Origin of the sequence: Rhodococcus artemisiae (assembly GCF_036327795.1) — a bacterium.
GTDB classification, from domain to species: Bacteria; Actinomycetota; Actinomycetes; order Mycobacteriales; family Mycobacteriaceae; genus Rhodococcus; species Rhodococcus artemisiae.
On the sequence record NZ_JAUTXY010000008.1, the window covers coordinates 295,551 to 317,220 of the forward strand.

Here is a 21,670-nt window from a genome sequence, read left to right on the forward strand (position 1 = left end):
GTGGGTATCGCCGAACATGCTGCCCACGACCGCATTCCGCCCCGATGCAGAACGGGGAGTGGTATGACGGTCGAGGTCATCGAGTCCGGGGATGTACATTCGAGCAATACGGGCCGTGATCTCACCCGTCGAAACGGTCGTTTCAGGCGAATCCGGCGCCATACTCCCATTCCGCTGCTGCCTCACTTGCTCGCTGCAGCTGTCGAGCGCGATCCCGACGCTCCCGCGGTCGTATCCGCTGCCGGAGCTCTCACGTATCGCGAGCTCGATGCCGCGTCGTCCGCGTTGGCGCGGTTGTTGCTGGGCCGCGGCGTCGGACCGGAGGATCGCGTTGCGATCCTGATGACCCGCTCGCTCGAGTCGGTCCTCTCGACGTGGGCCGTCGTCAAGACCGGTGCCGCGTTCGTGCCGGTGGATCCCAACTATCCGACCGACCGCATCGAGTACATGCTCACCGATTCCGGGGCGGATCTCGTCCTGACGCTGTCGGGCCATGTCGAAGCGGTGTCGACCGATGCCGACGTCGTTGTCGTCGACGCACCCGAGACCGAATCTGCGCTCGAGGCGCTGCCCTCGACCCCCGTCATGTTCGACGAACGGATTCATACGTTGCGGCTCGAGCACGCGGCGTACGTCATCTACACGTCGGGTTCGACGGGGCGCCCCAAGGGCGTGGTGGTCACGCATTCGGGACTGGCGAACTTCTGCGCCGAGCAGGTCGAGCGGTACGGACTGGGTCCGGGGTCACGGACGCTGCACTTCGCCTCCCCGAGCTTCGATGCATCGGTGTTGGAGTTGTTGTTGGCGGTAGGGGCATCGTCGACGATGGTGGTGGCGCCTACGTCGGTCTACGGCGGCGCCGAGTTCTCGGAATTTGTTGTGCGGCAGGGTGTGACACATGGCTTCGTGACGCCGGCTGCATTGGCATCGGTCGATCCGGCCGGGTTGGACGTGTTGGAGTGCGTCGTGGTCGGTGGGGAGGCGTGCCCGCCGGACCTGGTGGCGCGGTGGGCGCCCGGTCGCCGGTTCTTCAACGGGTACGGGCCCACCGAGACGACGATCATGACCAATATCTCCGCTCCGTTGGTGCCGGGTGAGCAGGTGACGATCGGTGCGCCGATCCGCAATTCTGCTGGTCACGTGTTGGATTCGCGGTTGCATCCGGTTCCGGTGGGTGTGGCGGGTGAGTTGTATCTGTCGGGTCCCGGGGTTGCTCGGGGGTATCACGGTCGTGCGGGGTTGACTGCGTCGCGGTTCGTGGCGGCGCCGGGTGGTACGCGGATGTACCGGACCGGTGATGTGGTGCGGGGTCCGCGTGATGCTCGGTCGGGGATCGTGTATGTGGGCCGCAACGATTTTCAGGTGAAGGTGCGCGGTTTCCGTATCGAGTTGGGTGAGATCGATGCGGTGTTGTCGTCGTGTACCGGTGTGGATTTCGCGGTGACGGTGGGGCGTTCGACTGCGGCCGGGGAAACGCAGTTGGTGTCGTACGTGCACGGCACCGACACCCAGCCGGATGTTCGTGAGCTCACCGAGCACGCGACAGCTCTCCTGCCCGCATACATGGTGCCCTCGGTGATCGTGCCTCTGGACCGGCTCCCGCTCACCCCCTCCGGCAAACTCGACCGGTCGGCGCTTCCCGACCCCGGCCTGATGGTCACCGAGTTCCGCGCGCCTCGGTCGGCGACGGAAGTCGCGGTCGCGGAGGTGTTCGCGGATGCGCTCGGTGTCGATCGGGTGGGCCTGGACGATGATTTCTTCGATCTCGGCGGAAACTCACTGCTTGCGACGCGTGTGGTGGGCCATCTCCGGTCCGTGCTCGGTGTCACCGTCACTGCCGCGGCATTGTTCGACGAGCCGACGGTGGCGTCGTTGGCCGCGCGTGTGGACGATTCGCCGTCGGCCGGGCCGTCGCTGCTCGCCCCGCGGATCCGGCCTGATCACCTGCCCCTGTCCTACGCTCAGCAACGCATGTGGTTCCTCAACCGCCTCGAACCACACTCGTCGCTCTACAATATTCCGCTCGCGGTGAGGCTCACCGGACATCTCGACGTGGAGGCAATGCGCGCCGCACTCGCCGATATCGTTACGAGGCACGAGACGCTGCGTACGGTCTACCCCGAGATCGAGGGCGTCGGTGAACAGCGGATCCTCGACCCTGCCGATGTCGGGTTCGACGTGGTCGTCGAGACCGTGGACGCGGAGGGTCTTCCGCAGCGACTCGGCGAACTCGCGGGCGAAGCGTTCGACGTCACGACCCAGGTCCCGGTGCGCGCATACATACTCGCGAGCGGCCCGAGCGAACACATCCTCGCCCTGGTGATGCACCACATCGCCGGTGATGGATCCTCGCTGGCTCCGCTCGTGCGCGACCTCGTGTCCGCGTACACCGCACGTTGTGGCGGTGCTCGACCCGACTGGGCTCCGATGCCCGTCCAGTACGCCGACTACACACTCTGGCAGCGCGAACTCCTCGGATCGGACGAGGACCCACGGTCCGTCGCAGGCCGGCAACGCGCGTTCTGGGCCGAGACTCTGCAAGGAATCCCCGGAACCCTCGAACTCTGCACAGATCGCCCACGCCCTGCGATCCTCGGATCCGCCGGCGACCGGGTGCGTACCGTACTCGACCCCGAGATGTACCGGGGAATCTCGGAACTCGCACGTCGAGCTGGTGCGACACCGTTCATGGTCATGCACGCCGCCCTCGCGGTGCTCCTCGCGCGACTGTCCGACACCGCGGACGTGGTGGTCGGCACCCCGGTGGCCGGACGGACCGCACCCGAACTCGACGATGTCGTCGGAATGTTCGTCAACATGCTCGCGCTCCGCACACCGGTGGAACTCGGTGACACCTTCGTCGAACTGCTCGAACAGGTGCGGACAGCGGATCTCGCCGCGTTCGACAACGCGGATGTCCCCTTCGAACGGCTCGTCGAGGTGCTCGACCCTGTTCGGTCGCCGGCACAACATCCTGTGTTCCAGGTCGGCTTCTCGTACCAGAATTTCTCCGTCGATTCCCTCGGCCTGCCCGGACTGAAGGTCGAGCCGCTCGAAACCGCATCGACATCCGTCCGGTTCGATCTGCACGTGACCATCGTCGACCACGGCGCAGGTGGTGGACAGGGCGGATTCGGTATCGAGTTCGGCTTCGCCACAGCGCTCTTCGACCGTTCCTCGGTGCAGCGGATGCTCGACCGGTACGTGCGGATCCTCGACGCAGTGATCGGCGACGCATCGGTTCCGGTCGGCGACGTCGACCTCCACGACCCGCAGGAGCTCGAAGCCATGCTGCAGGCATGGGAAGCCGAACAGCATGCCGTCGGTCCTGGCCGGACCCTGGCCGACCTGTTCGACGACCAGGCACGCGCGACACCGGACGCGGTTGCCCTCGTCGACGGGACCGACACGATCACCTACCGGGATTTCGCGACGCGTGTGAACCGGTTGGCGCGGCTTCTCATCGATCGCGGTGTGGGACCGGAGACAGTGGTGGCTCTCGCCATGCGACGGTCGACCGACCTGATCGTCGCGATGTATGCGGTAGCCGAGGCGGGAGGAGCGTATCTACCGCTCGACCCCGACCACCCGGCCGAACGCATCGGATACATCCTCGACACGGCGTCTCCGGCGGGTGTCCTGACCACCTCGCGCGAGCGGATCGACCTACCTACCGGTCCCTTCGTTCTCGAGCTGGATTCTCTCGATCTCGATGCCTACGACGGCCGGGCGATCCGTAACTCCGAGCGGATCGCACCCCTGCGCTCCGACAACGCTGCCTACGTCATCTTCACCTCCGGCTCCACAGGCCGGCCCAAAGGCGTCGTGGTGTCGCACGGTGCGATCGTGAACCAGCTCGTCTGGAAGCGTGAGCACTTCGCCCTCACGTCGTCCGATGCGGTGCTCCTCAAGACCGCGGCGACGTTCGATCTGTCGGTCTGGGAATTCTGGTCCGCGCTCACCGCAGGCGCAAGGCTCGTGATCGCAGCACCGGACGGACACCGCGACCCCGCCTACCTCAACGACCTGATCCGGCGCGAACACGTCACCACCCTGCACGTTGTTCCGTCGATGCTCGACGCACTACTCGACGAAGCGGGCGGTGAGTTGCCCGACACGCTGCGCCAGGTTCTGGCGATCGGCGAAGTGCTGCCGATCGATACCGCCGAACGGGCACTTTCGCAGTCCGCCTCCGGACTGGTCAACCTCTACGGCCCGACGGAAGCCGCGGTGTCGGTGACCGCACACGAGGTTCTCGAACTGCCCTCGACCTCTGTCCCGATCGGCGAGCCGGTGTCGAACACACAGGTGTTCGTCCTCGACGAACGGCTCCACCCCGTGCCGCCGGGTGTACCCGGCGAGCTGTACCTCGCCGGCACGCAGCTCGCCCGCGGCTACCTCGGACGACCCGGCCTGACCACGGAACGTTTCGTCGCGAACCCGTTCGGCGACCCGGGAACCCGGATGTACCGCACGGGCGATATCGTACGGTGGCGACCGTCCGACGCGACCGGTTCCGGCACTCTCGAATACCTCGACCGCGCGGATTTCCAGGTCAAGGTTCGCGGATTCCGCATCGAACTCGGAGAGATCGAAGTCGCTATGCGTTCGCTGCCTCAGGTGCGTGAGGCTGTCGCGTCGGTTCAGCCGGGGGCCTCCGTGCAATCCGGTGACCGCATCGTCGCATTCGTCGTACCCGCTGGGAACCAGCTCGACATTCCCGCGATACGTTCCGAACTCGCCCGGATGCTGCCGTCCTACATGATTCCGCAGGGCTTCGTGACCCTCGACGCGGTGCCGCTGAACATCAACGGCAAGGTCGACAGGAAAGCGCTCCCGGAACCCGAAGTGGCTCCGAGGCCGTACCGGGCACCGCGCACCTCGACCGAGAACGCCGTCGCAGCCGCTTTCGCAGACGTGCTCGACATCCCCGGGAAGGTGGGGCTCGACGACGACTTCTTCGAGATCGGCGGCACCTCACTCAGCGCGGTGAAGGTGGTCGCGCGAGTGCGGGAGTACCTGTTCGCCGAGGTGCCGCTGCCGTGGCTGTTCCTGCATCCCGGCGTGGAGCAGTTGGCCGCTCGAATCGATGCCGAAGCGCTCGGTGCCGGCTCGGCCACCACCGACCCGTTCGATGCCGTACTTCCGTTGAAGACCGGAGGCGCGGGGGCGCCGGTGTTCTGCTTCCACCCGGTGACCGGTCTGTCCTGGAGTTTCGCAGGTCTTGCCCGTCACCTGGGTGACAACCGCCCTGTCTACGGCCTGCAGTCGCCAGCACTGCAAGGCGCCGACCTGCCTGCCGACATCGAAGCCTGGGCCGACGAGTACATCCGGCACATCCGCGACATCGCACCGCACGGCCCCTACCACCTGGTGGGCTGGTCGATGGGCGGCGTGCTCGCCCACGCCGTTGCGGTCGGGCTGCAACGTGAAGGCGAACAGATCTCGACTCTTGCGGTGCTCGACACCTATCCCGCCGACGCCGATATCGATACGGATACGGATACGGGCCTGCAGGAGTCGGCGCCGACCGTCGCCGACATGTTCGGAGTCGACGGCACTACCTCCGGAGCGATGAACGGCATCACCGTCGGTGAGATGTCGATTGCAGATCTCACACCCGAAGCAGCGTTGGATCTGGCCGCCGCGCTGCCTTCACCACTGGGTGATCTCGCTCCTACGCGCATCGAGCGGATGTTCGACGGAGTGCGCCACTCGTACCGCGCGCTGGCCACGCATCGGCCCCGAAAGTTCGACGGTGATCTGCTGATCTTCGTCGCCGGTGACGATCGGAGCGCATCGGCTGCGGAGAGCTGGCACCGGCATGTGAGCGGTGTGGTGGTCACCGAGATGGTGCCGGAGACACACTGGCGGATGTTGTCACGAGACGCCGTGGCCCACATCGGACCGGTTCTCGGTCGCTGGCTGGCGGGACGCTCCTGACCAGCAACAGCTGAACAGCCCCGAGGCGGGGTGGTCCGTAACACGGATCACCCCACCTCGCTCTGTCCGACACGCACGTAACGTGAGGAATCGTGCCCCGATGGTCTAATGGGGCTCGATACCGTCCGGTAACCCGCCGGACCAGACGTGGACGTAGGTGCGAGGAAAACAGTGGTGAGTGACGCCTGGCGTGAGCACGGGACGGGGCAAGGGGACAATGCACGGATGAATCTTGATGATCGCCGTGGCGAACGCCCGCCGGCTTCCGGACGCCCGCGCACCCGTCAGCGTCCGGCGCGGCGTCGCGAACCTCGCGCACTACTGCTCCCGCAGTTGCTCGCCGCGGCGGTGGAACGCGATCCGTCGGCCACCGCGGTCGTATACGAAGATCGTTCATTGACCTACGCGGAGATCGACGAGGCATCCTCGAGGCTCGCCCGGCTGCTGATCGGTCAGGGAGTCGGCCCGGAGGACGTCGTCGCGCTCGCGTTCGTTCGATCGCTCGAGTCGGTCGTCGCGACGTGGGCGGTCGCGAAGACCGGTGCCGCGTTCGTGCCGGTCGATCCGAACTATCCTGCCGACCGCGTCGAGCACATGACTGTGGATTCCGGCGCGGTCCTCGGCCTGGCCCTTGCCGAGACGATACCGACGCTGCCGGTGACGGCGCGCTGGATTGCACTCGACGATCCCGCGACGGTGACGGCGTTGTCGGCTCTTCCGGCGGATCCGGTGTCGTTCGACGAGCGGGTTCGGACGTTGCGGGTCGAGAATACGGCCTACGTGATCTATACGTCGGGGTCGACGGGTCAGCCCAAGGGCGTGGTGGTATCGCATTCGGGACTGGCGAATTTCTGTGCCGAGCAGGTGGAGCGGTACGGGCTGGGTCCGGGGTCGCGGACGTTGCATTTCGCGTCGCCGAGTTTCGATGCGTCGATGATGGAGTTGCTGCTGGCGGTGGGAGCATCATCGACGATGGTGGTGGCGCCTACGTCGGTCTACGGCGGGGTCGAGTTTGCGGATCTTGTTGTGCATCATGGGGTTACCCATGCCTTCGTGACACCGGCTGCATTGGCATCGGTGGACCCGGTGGGGTTGGGTGTGCTCGAGTGTGTGGCGGTCGGTGGGGAGGCGTGCCCGCCGGATCTGGTGGCGCGGTGGGCGCCCGGTCGTCGGTTCTTCAACGTGTACGGTCCGACGGAGACGACGATCGTGATCACGATGTCGGATCCGTTGGTGCCGGGTGAGCAGGTGACGATCGGTGCGCCGATCCGCAATTCTTCTGGTCACGTGTTGGATTCGCGGTTGCATCCGGTTCCGGTGGGTGTGGCGGGTGAGTTGTATCTGTCGGGTCCCGGGGTTGCTCGGGGGTATCACGGTCGTGCGGGGTTGACTGCGTCGCGGTTCGTGGCGGCGCCGGGTGGTACGCGGATGTACCGGACCGGTGATGTGGTGCGGGGTCCGCGTGATGCTCGGTCGGGGATCGTGTATGTGGGCCGCAACGATTTTCAGGTGAAGGTGCGCGGTTTCCGTATCGAGTTGGGTGAGATCGATGCGGTGTTGTCGTCGTGTACCGGTGTGGATTTCGCGGTGACGGTGGGGCGTTCGACTGCGGCCGGGGAAACGCAGTTGGTGTCGTACGTGCACGGTACTGCGGACGTCGGCCTCGACGTCCGAGCGATCTCCCGCGAGGCATCCGAACATCTTCCCTCGCATATGGTTCCGTCGGTCATTCTCGAGCTCGAGACCATTCCGCTGTCACCCACCGGGAAACTCGACCGCGACGCGCTTCCCGACCCCGGCCTGATGGTCACCGAGTTCCGGGCGCCGGAGTCCGCGACGGAAGTCGCGGTCGCGGCGGTGTTCGCGGACGTGCTCGGTATCGAGCGGGTGGGCCTGGACGATGATTTCTTCGATCTCGGCGGAAACTCCCTCGTCGCGACCCGGGTCGCTGCCCGACTCGGGGAACGCCTCGACCTGCGTGTACCGGCTCGTCTGGTCTTCGAGGGATCGACCGTGGTGGCACTCGCCGCGCTGGTCGATGCGCATACCGGCGACACCGCAAGGACGCCACTCACTGCTGGACCGCGACCCGATCCGATCCCGCTGTCACCTGCGCAACAGCGAATCTGGTTCCTCAACCGCTTCGACACGGCCTCCGCTGCCGACAACATCCCCGTGGCCCTGAGGTTGCGCGGCAGACTCGACATCGCGGCGCTTCGCGCAGCCGTCCACGACGTGATCGAACGGCACGAATCGTTGCGCACCTTCTACCCCGACCGCGACGGTGTGGGCTGTCAAGTGGTCCTCGATGCGTCCGAGGTCGCGCCTCCCGTCGAGGTCGAGATCGTGCCTCCCGCCGATGTGGCCGGCCGTGTCGCCCACGCTGTCACCACCGGATTCGACGTCGCCGAAGAAGTGCCGCTGCGTGTCGAACTGCTGCAGGTGGCCGACGACGAGCATGTCCTCGTGCTCGTCGTGCACCACATCGCGGCCGACGGAGCATCCACTGGCCCGTTCGTACGAGACCTCGCCACCGCATACTTCGCTCGCACTGTGGGCGAGGCTCCAGGATGGTCGCCGCTCGACGTGCAGTACGCCGACTACACGGTGTGGCAGCGAGCGGTGCTCGGCCATGAGTCGGACGGGGGCTCGGTCGCGGCACGAGAGATCGAGTTCTGGACGAGAATGCTCGACGGACTACCCGACCGCCTCGACCTGCCGACCGACCGCCCCCGGCCCGTCGAGGCGTCCGGGCGCGGAGGCACCGTGCTGTTCGAGATCGACGCCTCCCTGCACGCAGCTGTCGCGGAGACCGGGCAGACGACGGGCTGTTCACCTTTCATGATCGTGCACGCTGCGCTCGCAGCGCTGCTCGCAAGGTTGTCGTCCACTACGGACATCGCCATCGGCACCCCCGTCGCGGGTCGAGGCGAACAGGCCCTCGACGACCTCATCGGTATGTTCGTCAACACCCTCGTCCTACGCACGGCCGTCACACCGGGCGACACCTTCGCCGCGCTGCTCGACCGAGTCCGCACCGGCGACATCGATGCGTTCGCGCACGCAGAACTACCGTTCGAGCGACTGGTCGAGGTCCTCGACCCCGTGCGCTCGACCGGGCACCATCCGCTCTTCCAGGTCGCGTTGTTCTTCCAGAACATGGATCGACCCGACCTGTCGTTGCCTGACCTCGACATCGACGCGGTCGATCTCGGCGGTGCCGTCGCCAAGTTCGATCTTCAGCTGACCGTCACCCCGCGACTCGACGCCGGGAAACCGTGCGGAATGTCCGCGCAGCTCACCTACGCCACGGATCTCTTCGATGAGAACACGGTGCGCGGCCTCGCCGACGGGCTGGTCGCGACCCTCGATGCACTGGTCTCCGACCTCGACACCGTCGTGGGTGATGTCGACCTGCTGGCACCCGACGTGCGCCGCGAACTCGTCCACACCGTCAACGCCACCGACCGCGCCGTGGACAGCGAAACACTCCTGTCCGAGTACCGCGCCCAGGTTCTCCGCACCCCGGATGCTCCCGCAGTCGTCTTCGGCGACGAGACGCTGACCTACGCGCAGTTCGACGCACGCGTCAACCGGCTCGCGCGGTACCTCATCGATATGGGCGTCGGCCCCGAGGCGCTCGTCGCGATCGGTATCCGTCGTTCCGTCGATCTCGTGGTGGCGATCTACGCTGTGATCACCGCGGGCGGCGCCTATGTCCCACTCGATCCGGACCATCCGTCGGAGCGGATCGGGCACATCCTCGACACCGCCCAGCCGGTGTGCGTGCTCACCACCGTCGCCGACGGCTCCGATCTCCCCTCCGATGCGAATGCCGTCGATGTCGACGCTCTCGCCCTGGATCACTATGCGGCGCAACCAATTCAGGACAACGAACTGAGCGGGCCGATCCGGCCGGCCACCCCCGCCTACGTGATCTTCACCTCCGGGTCGACGGGACGCCCGAAGGGCGTCGCCGTGTCGCACGAGGCGATCGTCAATCAGGTCGCCTGGATGGTGCACGAATACACCATCGGCGCGGACGATGTGTACCTGCAGAAGACTGCCACCACCTTCGATGTGTCGCTGTGGGGATGGTTCCTGCCGCTGCGCAGCGGTGCGTGCCTGGTCGTCGCGGACCACGACGGACATCGCGACCCGGCGTACGTGGCCGACATGATCGACCGTCACAGGGTGACACTCACGGACTTCGTACCGTCGATGCTCACCGTGTTCGCTGCGCACGCCCCGGCGGGGAGTTGCTCCGGGCTGCGTCTCGTGTTCGTCATCGGTGAGGCACTTCCCCCGGAGACGGTCGCCGCCTTCCATCGCCTCGGAACGAATGCCGCGGTACACAACCTCTACGGACCCACCGAAGCCGCGGTCTCGGTCACCTACCAGGCCGCAGACGCCACCGGGGTCGTGCCCATCGGGCTACCCGAATGGAACGTTCGGGTCTACGTCCTCGACGCGCGTCTGCAGCCGGTTCCCCTCGGCACACCGGGGGAGCTGTACCTCGCAGGAGTCCAGCTCGCGCGCGGGTACGTGCGCCGGCCCGACCTGACCTCCGACCGGTTCGTTGCGAGCCCTCTCGGGCATGCCGGCGAACGGATGTACCGCACCGGCGATCTCGTTCGGTGGATCCGCACCGGCGACGGCGCCGTCGCTCTCGATTACCTGGGCCGTACCGACTTCCAGGTCAAGTTCCGCGGACAGCGGATCGAACTCGGCGAGATCGAGACCGCGCTCCTCGTACACCCGGGGGTCACCCAGGCGACCGCGCTCGTCGTGCCCACGCCGACCGGCGAACAGCTCGTGGCCTATGTGGTCGGTGAGTCCGTGGACCGGCAAGCGCTGCTCGCTACCGTGCGGGAGATATTGCCGTCGTACATGGTGCCGTCGGCGATCGTCGAGCTCGATGAATTCCCGCTCAACACGAGCGGCAAACTGGACCGGAAGGCGCTGCCCGCGCCCGTCTTCGAGTCGCGAGAGTTCCGCGCGGCACGAACCCCGGTCGAAGAGATCGTCGCCGGTGTCTTCGGTGATGTCCTCGATGTCGATCGGGTGGGCCGGGACGACGACTTCTTCGAGCTCGGCGGTAACTCGCTTGTGGCAACACAGGTCGTGGCGCGCCTCGGCTCCGCCCTCGGCACCAGGGTGGCGGTGCGCGCGCTCTTCGAGTACCCCGTCGTCGAATTCCTTGCCGCGCATGTCGAGTCCGTATCGAGCGAGGGGCCCGTGGCGCCGTTGACGGCGCAGACCCGACCCGAGCGGATCCCGCTGTCGCTTGCGCAGCAGCGGATGTGGTTCCTCAACCGGTTCGAGCCCGACTCGTCCGTGAACAACCTGCCACTCGCGATCCGGCTGCGTGGACAACTCGACGTCGAGACCCTGCGCGCCGCGGTCGCCGATGTCATCCGACGACACGAGTCGCTGCGCACCGTCTATCCCGAATCGGACGGTATTGCACAGCAGGTGATCCTCCCCGCGGCGTCGGCCGTACCCGACATCGTCGTGGTCGACATCGACGATACCGACGTGGCGCGACACGTGGAGGCTGCGGTGACGGGCGGGTTCGACGTCACCGAACAGGTGCCCTTGCGGATCTCCCTTCTGCGCCTCGGCCGCGACGAGCATGTGCTCGTCGTGGTGTTGCACCACATCAGCGGCGACGGTTTCTCGATGAGCCCGCTCGCGCGGGACGTGATGCTCGCGTACACCTCGCGCGCGGAGGGTCACGAACCCGACTGGGCGCCGCTGCCCGTGCAGTATGCGGACTACACGCTGTGGCAGCGCGAGGTCCTCGGATCCGAGACCGACCCGGAGTCACCGATCACGCGGCAGCTCACCTACTGGCGCGAGACGCTGAAGGGTATACCCGAGCAGCTGGACCTGCCTGCGGATCGGCCCCGCCCCTCGGTCGCGTCGTATCGGGGTGCGAACACCGCATTCGAGATCGACGCACCGACACACGCCGCACTCGAACAACTTGCCCGCGCGAGGGGCACGTCGCTGTTCATGGTTGTGCACAGTGCACTTGCCGCGTTGCTCGCCCGGCTGTCCGGCACGGGCGACATCGTGGTCGGCTCGCCCATCGCGGGTCGCGGCGAGCAGCTTCTCGACGACGTGATCGGGATGTTCGTCAATACCCTGGTGTTGCGCACCGAGGTGAACCCGTCCGACACCTTCGGCGATCTGCTGGCGCGGGTCCGTGAAACCGACCTCGGCGCATTCGGACACGCCGACCTGCCGTTCGAACGCCTCGTCGAGGCCCTCGACCCTGAACGTTCCCAGGCCCGGCACCCGCTGTTCCAGGTCGCTCTGACGTTCCAGAATCTCGGGCAGTCCCACTTCGACCTTCCGGGGCTGACCGTCGAACCCGTCGATTTCCCGATCACCGACGCCAAGTTCGATCTGCAGGTCACCGTCGTCGAAGCCTTCGGGCCGGACGGGGCGCCCGGCGGAATTGCGGTGTCGCTCAACTACGCCACCGACCTGTTCGACGAGGCGACGATGAGCGCATTCGGCGATCGACTCGGCCGGATGCTCAGCGCAGCCGCAGCCGACCCCGACACCGTGATCGGCGACGTACCGCTGCTGTCCGAGGAGCAGCGTGCCACGCTGCTCGAAGCGTGGAACGAACAGGGCACCCGGGCGAGCGACCGCACTCTCGTCCAGCGTTTCGTCGATCAGGCGGCGCGCACACCCGACGCGATCGCCGTGACGTTCGGCGACCGGCACCTGACCTACCGCGAACTCGCTGCCCGTGTGAATCGGCTCGCGCGTGAACTCGTCGATCACGGTGTGGGGCCCGACACTCTGGTGGCCGTAGCGATGGCCCGCACCGACGACCTCGTCGTCGCGCTGCTCGCGGTACAGCAGGCCGGCGGCGGTTATCTGCCGATCGACCTCACCTATCCGGCCGACCGCCTCGAGTTCATGCTCGCAGATGCGTCGCCGGTCGTCGTGCTCGTCTCGGGCGACCACGACGGGCTACCGAGCACCGGCATTCCCGTGATCGACCTCGCACTGATCGATCTGTCGACCCGTAGCGATGCACCCGTGACGGACGAGGAGCGCGCAGCGCCGCTGCGCAGCGACAACCTCGCGTATGTCATCTATACGTCCGGATCCACCGGCCGCCCCAAGGGGGTGCAGGTTCCGCACCGGACGGTCCTCGAATTGTTCGAGAACACCCGAGCAGCTTTCGAATTCGACGGCGCCGACGTGTGGACCCTGTTCCACTCGTACGCTTTCGACTTCTCGGTCTGGGAACTGTGGGGCCCGCTGCTCCACGGCGGCCGGCTCGTCGTCGTCGACCACTTCACGTCCCGCTCTCCGGAGGACTTCCATGCACTCCTCGTGCGAGAGCATGTCACGGTCCTCAACCAGACGCCGTCGGCCTTCTACCAGCTCGCCGAAGCCGATCGTGTTGCGAAAGAACGAGACTCGGATCGACTCGCGCTGCGATACATCGTCTTCGGAGGTGAGGCACTCGACCTGCGTCGCCTCGCCGACTGGTACCGCCGGCACGCCGACGACGCGCCTCGCCTGGTCAACATGTACGGCATCACCGAGACCACGGTGCACGTCTCCCGCCTCGAACTGGCCTCGGACGACAGTGAGACCGCGGCCAGCCTCGTGGGCCGCGCGATCCCGGGACTCGGCGTCTATGTCCTCGACCCGCGGTTGCAGCCGGTCCCCGTCGGGGTCCCCGGCGAGATGTACGTCTCCGGCGATCAGCTCACCCGCGGTTACCTCGGCCGCGGTGCGCTGACCGCCGGACGATTCGTCGCGGACCCGATCGGCTCGCCGGGTACCCGCATGTACCGCACCGGCGACATCGCGCGCTGGTCTGCTTCCGGGCAACTCGAGTACGTCGGACGCAGTGACTCCCAGGTGCAGCTGCGTGGATTCCGTGTCGAACTCGGGGAGATCGAAGCCGCGCTCACCTCTGTCGAGGGTGTCGCGCATGCGGTCGCTGTGGTGCGGACCGACGCGCACACCGGCGACAAAGTCGTCGGATACGTCGTCCCGCGCGCAGGTGCCCCCGTTGTGCCCGCCGAGGTGCTCGACGAGGTCGGGCAGTTCCTGACCGGATACATGGTCCCCGACGCGATCGTGATCCTCGATGCTCTGCCCCTCACTCCGAACGGAAAGCTCGACAAGAAGGCGCTTCCTGCGCCGGTATTCGCGGGAGACAAGAAATTCCGGGCTCCCGCGACGCCGACGGAAGTGGCGATCGCCGAGGTCTTCGCCGATGTGCTCGGCATCGACGCGGTCGGTGTCGACGACTCGTTCTTCGCGCTCGGGGGCGACAGCATCGTCTCGATCCAGTTGGTGTCGCGCGCCAAGGCGCTCGGCATCGTGTTCACGCCACGGGAGGTTTTCGAGCAGCGCACCGTGGCCGGACTCGCCGAAGTCGCGCGGATCGGTACCGGCACTGCGCCCTCGCTCGTGGAACTCGAGGGGGGAGGAGTCGGTGACATCCCGCTCACACCGATCGTGCGATACATGGTCGAGCGCGGCGGCAACTTCGACCGCTACACCCAGACGATCGCGCTCGAACTTCCCGGGGGGATCACGCGTCCGGACGTGGTCGAGACCCTTCGTGCCGTCATCGACCGGCACGATATGCTGCGGGCGTCCTTGCATCGCAACGAGACCGGAGAATGGGTGCTGGCGACGACCGCACCGGGCTCGATCGACGTCGATTCTCTGGTCTCCCACGTTGAGGTGCCTGCCGACGCGGACGACGACCGGTGGCGGAGTATCGCGGCCCGCGAACTCGACAGCGCCGAGGCACGGCTCGATCCGTCGCACGGCACCGTCCTGCAGTTCGTCTGGCTCGACCCCGCGCCGGGGGCAGACCGCACCGGACGGATGGTCGTGGTCGCCCACCACCTCGTGATCGACGGTGTGTCGTGGCGAATCCTGGTGCCCGACTTCGTGACTGCCTGGGCGCAGATCGATCACGGACAGCCCGTGGCGCTGCAATCGGTCGGAACGTCGTTCCGGACCTGGGCCGATGCCCTCGTTCGGAGCGCCGGCGCTCGCACGACCGAGTTGCCGATGTGGACGTCGATCCTGGCCGGCGCAGACCCCCTTCTGGGTGCGCGTGCCTTCGACCCCGCGATCGATCTTGCGTCGACCGTCGAGAAGGTCCGGGTCCGGGTCGCAGCCGACGTCACCGAGACGCTGCTCACCACACTGCCGGAGCTCTACCACGGCACCGTCAACGACGTGTTGCTCACGGGCCTTGCGTTGGCGCTGGCCGGTTGGCGTCGCGACCGCGGCACGGATGAACTCTCCGCGTTGATCGGACTCGAAGGTCACGGACGCGAGGAAGACCTCGTCCCCGGGTCCGACCTGTCACGCACCGTCGGCTGGTTCACCGCGATGTTCCCCGTGCGGCTGGACCTGTCCGGCATCGACCTGGACGACGCCATCGAGGGCGGAGCAGCCGCGGGCACTGCGCTCAAGGTCGTCAAGGAACACCTGCGGGCCATCCCCGACAAGGGAGTCGGCTACGGACTGCTCCGGTACTGCAATGCCGACACTGCCGGGCAACTCGCACATCTGCCGTCCGGTCAGGTCAGCTTCAACTACCTCGGACGCCTCGACGCCGGTGAGGTGCCCCAGGGGCAGGCCGCAGAATTGGGCTGGCTTCCCGCCGGCGACCTCGGTGACCTGTCCGGTCGCGACGACGGCGACGCCCCGGCGCTCGCCTCGGTGGACATCAACGCGGTGGTCATCGGAGGAGAGCTCGGCGCGAACCTCGGATTCCCCGCCGGTCTGCTCGACCGCGACGACGTCGAGGAACTCGGTCAATGGTGGGTGTGCGCACTCGAAGCACTCGCCACCCACGCGGCACGCCCGGAGGCAGGGGGGCGGACACCGGCCGATCTCCCCTTGGTCGAGGTCACCCAGCGCGACATCGACACGTGGGAAGTGGAATACCCCAACGTGTCCGACGTCTGGCCGCTCGCACCGTTGCAGTCCGGATTGCTCTACCACGCGTTGCTTGCCGCAGGACAGTCCGACGTCTACAGCACCCAGGTACTGATCCACCTCGCCGGACTCGTCGACCCTGCGCGTCTACGAAGTGCTGCCTCCGCACTTCTCGACCGGCATCCCAACCTGCGAACCGCCTTCGTCTCGGGTGAATCCGGTGAGCCGGTCCAGGTTGTCGTCGACGACGTCGTGCTGCCGTGGCGGGAACTCGACCTCACCGGGCCGGGAAACCGGGCGGCCGACACCGCAGAACTCGACGCGGTGCTGCGCGCCGACCAGGACGTGGCCTTCGACCTGGCAGCGCCGCCGCTGATCCGCTTCACGATGGTGCGGACGGGACCCGAAGCGTGGACGCTCGCGGTCACGAGCCACCACATCCTCCTCGACGGCTGGTCGATGCCGTTGCTGATGAAGGACCTGTTGGTGCTGTACGCGACGTCGGGTGATGCTGCGGTGCTCGGTCGGGTGCCGTCCTACCGCAGCTATCTCGAGTGGCTGGGGCGCCGTGACCACCGCGAGTCGGTCGACGCGTGGGTCCACGCACTCGAAGGGGTCGACGAACCGACGCTGCTGGTCGGCTCCGAGGCCGACGGAGCCGGAGCCACCTCGGCCGAGCACCACATCGATCTCGGCCGCGACCGCAGCGACACCCTCGGCGAGGTCGCAGCGAGGCTCGGCGTCACGGTCAACACCGTCCTGCAGGGTGCATGGGCGACACTCGTCGCCCGCACGACCGGTCGTGACGACGTCGTGTTCGGCACCACCGTGTCGGGCCGGCCCGCGGACCTTCCGGGTGTCGAATCGATGGTCGGACTGTTCATCAACACGTTGCCCGTCCGCGTGCGACTCGGCGACTCTGCGACCACCGAGGAACTGCTCCAGCGCATCCAGGTCGATCAAGCGTCGCTTCTCGACCACCACCATGTGGGGCTCGCCGATATCCAGCAGCGGACGGGCCTCGGCGCGCTGTTCGACACCCTGCTCGTGTACGAGTCGTATCCAGTGGACCGTAGTGGCATCGCAGAGGCGGGATCGATCGACGGACTGGTCGTCGCGGGCGTCAACACCCGCGACGCCACACACTATCCGCTGACCGTTGCCGTCACCGCGGAAGACACCGTCACGCTCGGATTCAAATACCGCAGTGACATTCTCGATGCGGACACCGTGACGGCGCTCGCCACCCGGTACCTGCGGATCGTCGACGGCATCCTCGCCGACCCCGCGGTACCGGTGGCCGCCCTGCCGTATCTCGACTCCGAGGAACTCGAGGAGCTGGTCCACCGCGACGGTGGACCGCCTCTCCCTGCGCTGCCGTTGGGGGAATTGCTGTCGACCGCGGCAGCAGGCAATCCCGACGGCGTCGCGCTCGTCCACGACGGACGCGAATGGACCTACTCCGAACTCGATGCGTTCTCGTCGCGGTTGGCGCGACTGCTCATCGGTCGCGGACTCGGCTCGGAAGACGTTGTGGCCGTCGGGATCACTCGGTCGATCGAATCGGTTGCGGCGGTGTGGGCGGTGGCGAAGACCGGTGCCGCGTACGTGCCCGTCGACCCGAACTACCCGGCCGACCGTGTCGCGCACATGGTCTCCGACTCCGGAGCGGCACTCGGCCTTACCGTGACACAGCATCGGCACGTACTTCCGGACGGTATCGAATGGATCGATCTGACCGCCGACGCCGCCGTCACGGAGATGTCGGAATACTCGGTCCAGCCGGTCTCGGCGACCGAGCGGGTGCGTCCTGTGTACGCCGACAGCACTGCGTACATCATCTACACGTCCGGATCGACCGGACTTCCCAAGGGAGTGGTCGTCGCCAATTCCGGCCTGGCGAACTTCACCGCGGCACAACGTGACCGTTACGGACTGGGGCCCGATACCCGAGCTCTGCATTTCGCGTCGCCGAGCTTCGACGCCTCCGTGCTCGAGCTACTGCTCGCGGTAGGCGGGGGCGGGACACTGGTGATTGCTCCGACCAGTGTTTACGGCGGCCACGACCTCACCGAACTCCTCCGACGCGAACGAGTCACCCACGCGTTCATCACTCCCGCAGCGGTGGAGTCGCTGGATCCGGAAGATCTCGACGATCTTCGGGTGCTCGCGGTGGGCGGAGAAGCGGTCGCACCGGAACTCGTGACGCGCTGGTCGGCGGGACGCATCTTCCACAATGTCTACGGCCCTACGGAAACGACGATCGTCACCACCATCAGCCGACCCTTGTCCGTCGATGACGAAGTCACCATCGGTGGGCCGATCCGTGGTATGCGTGCCCTGGTCCTCGACTCGAGGTTGCGCCCGGTCCCGGTGGGTGTCGCGGGCGAGCTGTACATGTCGGGGATTCAGCTCACGCGCGGTTACCACCGGCGACCCGATCTCACGGCCGCGCGTTTCGTCGCAGATCCGTACGTCTCCGGTGCCCGTCTCTACCGCACAGGGGATGTGGTGCGCTGGACCGAGAGCGGAGAGCTCGCGTACGTCGGACGCTCCGACTTCCAGGTCAAGATCCGAGGGTTCCGGATCGAACCGGGTGAGATCGACGCCGTGCTACGCACGCACGAGACAATCGAATTCGCCGTCACGATCGCTCGCGCGGCCGACGGCGGCACGGCGAGACTCGTCTCGTACGTGACGCCGGCTGCCGGTGCTGCGGTGGAGCCCCACGAACTGCTTGCCTTCGCCGCACAGTCGTTGGCACCGCAGATGGTGCCGGACACAATCGTCGTTCTCGACACGGTGCCGTTGACGCCGGTCGGCAAGATCGATCGGGACGCCCTCCCCGAACCCGAGGCTGCGATCCGTCCCTACCGTGCGCCACGCACGGACCTCGAAGCTCTTGTTGCGCGGGTCTTCGCCGAAATTCTCGGGATGGAGCAGGTCGGTATCGACGACGATTTCTTCGACCTCGGCGGCAATTCGCTCGTGGCCACTCGCGTCGTCGCGAGGCTGCGCGACGAGATCGGTGTCGGCGTGCGAGTCTCGTGGCTGCTCGAGGCGCCCATGGTGGCGACGCTCGCGTCCCGACTCGGGCTGGAGGCCGGCGGCGCAGAGGGCGTGGAACCGGATACCGCCCTTGCAGTGATCCTGCCGTTGCGCGCCGGGGACCCCGCGGAAGCGGTGTTCTGTCTGCATCCGATGATCGGGCTCGCCTGGACCTACGCGCCGCTCGCGGCGCGCCTGGACGGACCGGGTGCCGTGTACGGGGTGCAGACGCCCGTGTTGACCGAACCCGATTTCGCCGGAGCGTCACTGGACGATCTGGCGCGCAGGTACGCAGACGAGATCGTCGCAACCGTGCCGGACGGACCGTACCGATTGCTCGGCTGGTCCCTCGGCGGTGTGCTCGCGCATGCGGTGGCGGTCGAACTCCAGTCCCGTGGTCTGAGTGTGGAGACACTTGCCCTGATCGACAGTATCCCGCGGATCGACAACGACCGTTTCGAGTCGGAGATCTCGGAGAACCTGCGAACCCTCGGCGTCGAGGTGGATCCTGGGACGCTCGACGGCCGGCTTCCTCACGAGGCCGCAGAAGCGCTCGTGCGTGCGGTTCCGGCGGAACTGATCGAACTCGATATCGAGAGAGTCCAACGCATCTTCGCTGCGGCGATGACGTCACCGGACCTGATCAACCGCCACGAACCCGGAGTGTTCACCGGCGACGTGGAGTTCTTCAGTGCGGTGGAGGAACATCCGACCGAAACGGACGCCGCGGACCTGTGGGTGCCCTTCGTCACGGGAGGCATTCGTACCCGGTTCGTACCGGGGCAGCACGGAGAGATGATGGAACCGGCCGCACTCGACGTGATCGTGCCTGCTCTGGACAGTGATCGTGTCGATCTTGATCCACGGTGACCGCCCGGTATGGTGTGCTCGCGCAGGACTGTCGGATCGCGGATGTGCGATCCACGGTAACGTGCACGCCTGACCTGTAGATATACGTAATGCTGCGCCGGACGGTGCGCCTCGGACGCACCCGAGGTCTGGAAATCATGCCCCGGAAACGGGTCTGAGGAGGTTCAAGCGAATGAAGGTTGTCGAGTCGCGGACATGCACTCGAAGGACGAGACTCGCCGCGCTCTCGGCAGCTGTCGTGGCACTGCCGTTGTTCTTCGGTGGAGCCACGGCCGCGGCCGACCCCGTCTGGGACAGTGAGCAGCCTCTCGAGGTGGTCGAGTCCGAGAACGGCTCCTACATCACGCGTATCGAGCAGTACGGTGAGCAGCAGCTCCTCGTCTACGTCCACTCGGCGTCGATGAACAAGGAAGTCCTGCTCGATGTGTGGCGCCCCGCCGATACCAGTGAGCCCCGCCCCACGCTGTATCTCCTGAACGGTGCCGGCGGCGGTGAGGACAGCGCGACGTGGCGGTTCCGCACCGATGCCATGGACTTCTTCAAGGACAAGAACGTCAATGTCGTCTCGCCGGTCGGTGGCAAGTGGAGCTATTACACCGACTGGAAGAACGAGGATCCGGTTCTCGGCGTGAACAAGTGGGAGACCTTCCTCACCAAGGAGATCCCGCCGCTGATCGACGCCGCACTCGGAACGAACGGCGTCAACGCGATCGCAGGTCTCTCGTCGTCCGGCACATCGGTTCTGCAGCTCGCCATCGAAGGCGGCGACCTCTACAACGGTGTGGCGGCGTACAGCGGCTGCGCGCAGACCTCCGATCCGCTGGGCCAGCAGTTCGTGAAGGTGACCACCGAAACCTGGGGCGGGGGCGACACCCGCAACATGTGGGGCGAGCTCGACGACCCGATGTGGCGCGAGAAGGACCCGTACATCAACGCAGAGCAGCTGCGTGGCCTCGAGCTGTACATCTCGAACGGCAACGGCCTGCCCGGCCCGTACGACACGCTCGACGGCCCTGAGATCGATGGCCAGGTGGACGTGCTCGCGAACCAGGTGGTCGTGGGTGGCGTGATCGAGGCAGCCACCAACTACTGCACGCACAACCTGCAGAACCGCCTGAACGAACTGGACATCCCTGCCACCTACAACTTCCGCGACTCGGGTAGCCATTCGTGGGGCTACTGGCAGGACGATCTGAAGGATTCGTGGCCGGTGCTCCAGCGCGCACTCGGACTGTGACCTTCTCCGGACGTAGTCGATCCGGCATCTGACGAACAAGGCCCCTCCTGGGGCGGGCGGGTTCACATGATCGTCGCAACACTCTCAACGAGAGGTTGCGACGATCATGTCGTTTACGGAGGACCGCGACCGGTTCGGTGACCAACTGGCACGGCTGATCGATGCCGGGGTTTCCGGTGACAGAGGCCGCGGTCGCGATCGGGCTGCCCCGGCAGCGGTGCTACGCGATCTTGAGGGCAATCGGCCGGCCGGTGGGTAAGCCCCGCAGCCGGATCGGTGGCCCCGACCCTCGGCTGATTGTGACTGTCTACGAGCGGACCGGCTCGATCAATCAGGCAGCGAAGGCATCTGGGGTAGCGCACTCGGTAGCCCGCCGGGTCCTGGTGGACGAGGGACTGGTCAGCAGGGAGAAAATCCCACCGAAGGGTAAACCCGAGGCGAAGCGTCGTTGTCTGGAGTTGATCGCAGCGGGCTGGTCGGCCAGACGAGCCGCCCGTGAGGTCGGGGTCAACGAGCGCACCGCCCGGGACTGGCGTCGGGGAATCCGGCATTCCGGCTCAGGCAACAGGCGGGTCCATCCGGACGGCCGAGTCGTGGACTACAACCGCCGAAGCGACTACA

General features: G+C 66.6%; 4 protein-coding genes. All 4 read left to right on the forward strand.

From position 1 onward, the window contains the following. The first annotated feature begins 63 nt into the window (after positions 1-63). Entirely contained in the window at positions 64-5,943 is a 5,880-nt protein-coding gene (locus Q7514_RS18635) for an amino acid adenylation domain-containing protein (protein ID WP_330134739.1), read from the forward strand. 348 nt (positions 5,944-6,291) lie between these two features. Further along, on the forward strand, positions 6,292-19,812 hold the full coding sequence (locus Q7514_RS18640) for an amino acid adenylation domain-containing protein (protein WP_456239147.1): 13,521 nt from the start codon (positions 6,292-6,294) through the stop codon (positions 19,810-19,812). A 172-nt stretch (positions 19,813-19,984) separates the two neighbouring features. Next, a complete protein-coding gene (locus Q7514_RS18645; RefSeq protein WP_330134741.1) occupies positions 19,985-21,049 on the forward strand; it encodes an alpha/beta hydrolase in 1,065 nt (354 codons plus the stop codon). Between the two features lie 176 nt (positions 21,050-21,225). Next, the coding region (locus Q7514_RS18650; RefSeq protein WP_330134742.1) for a helix-turn-helix domain-containing protein at positions 21,226-21,670 on the forward strand (445 nt) is incomplete at its 3' end.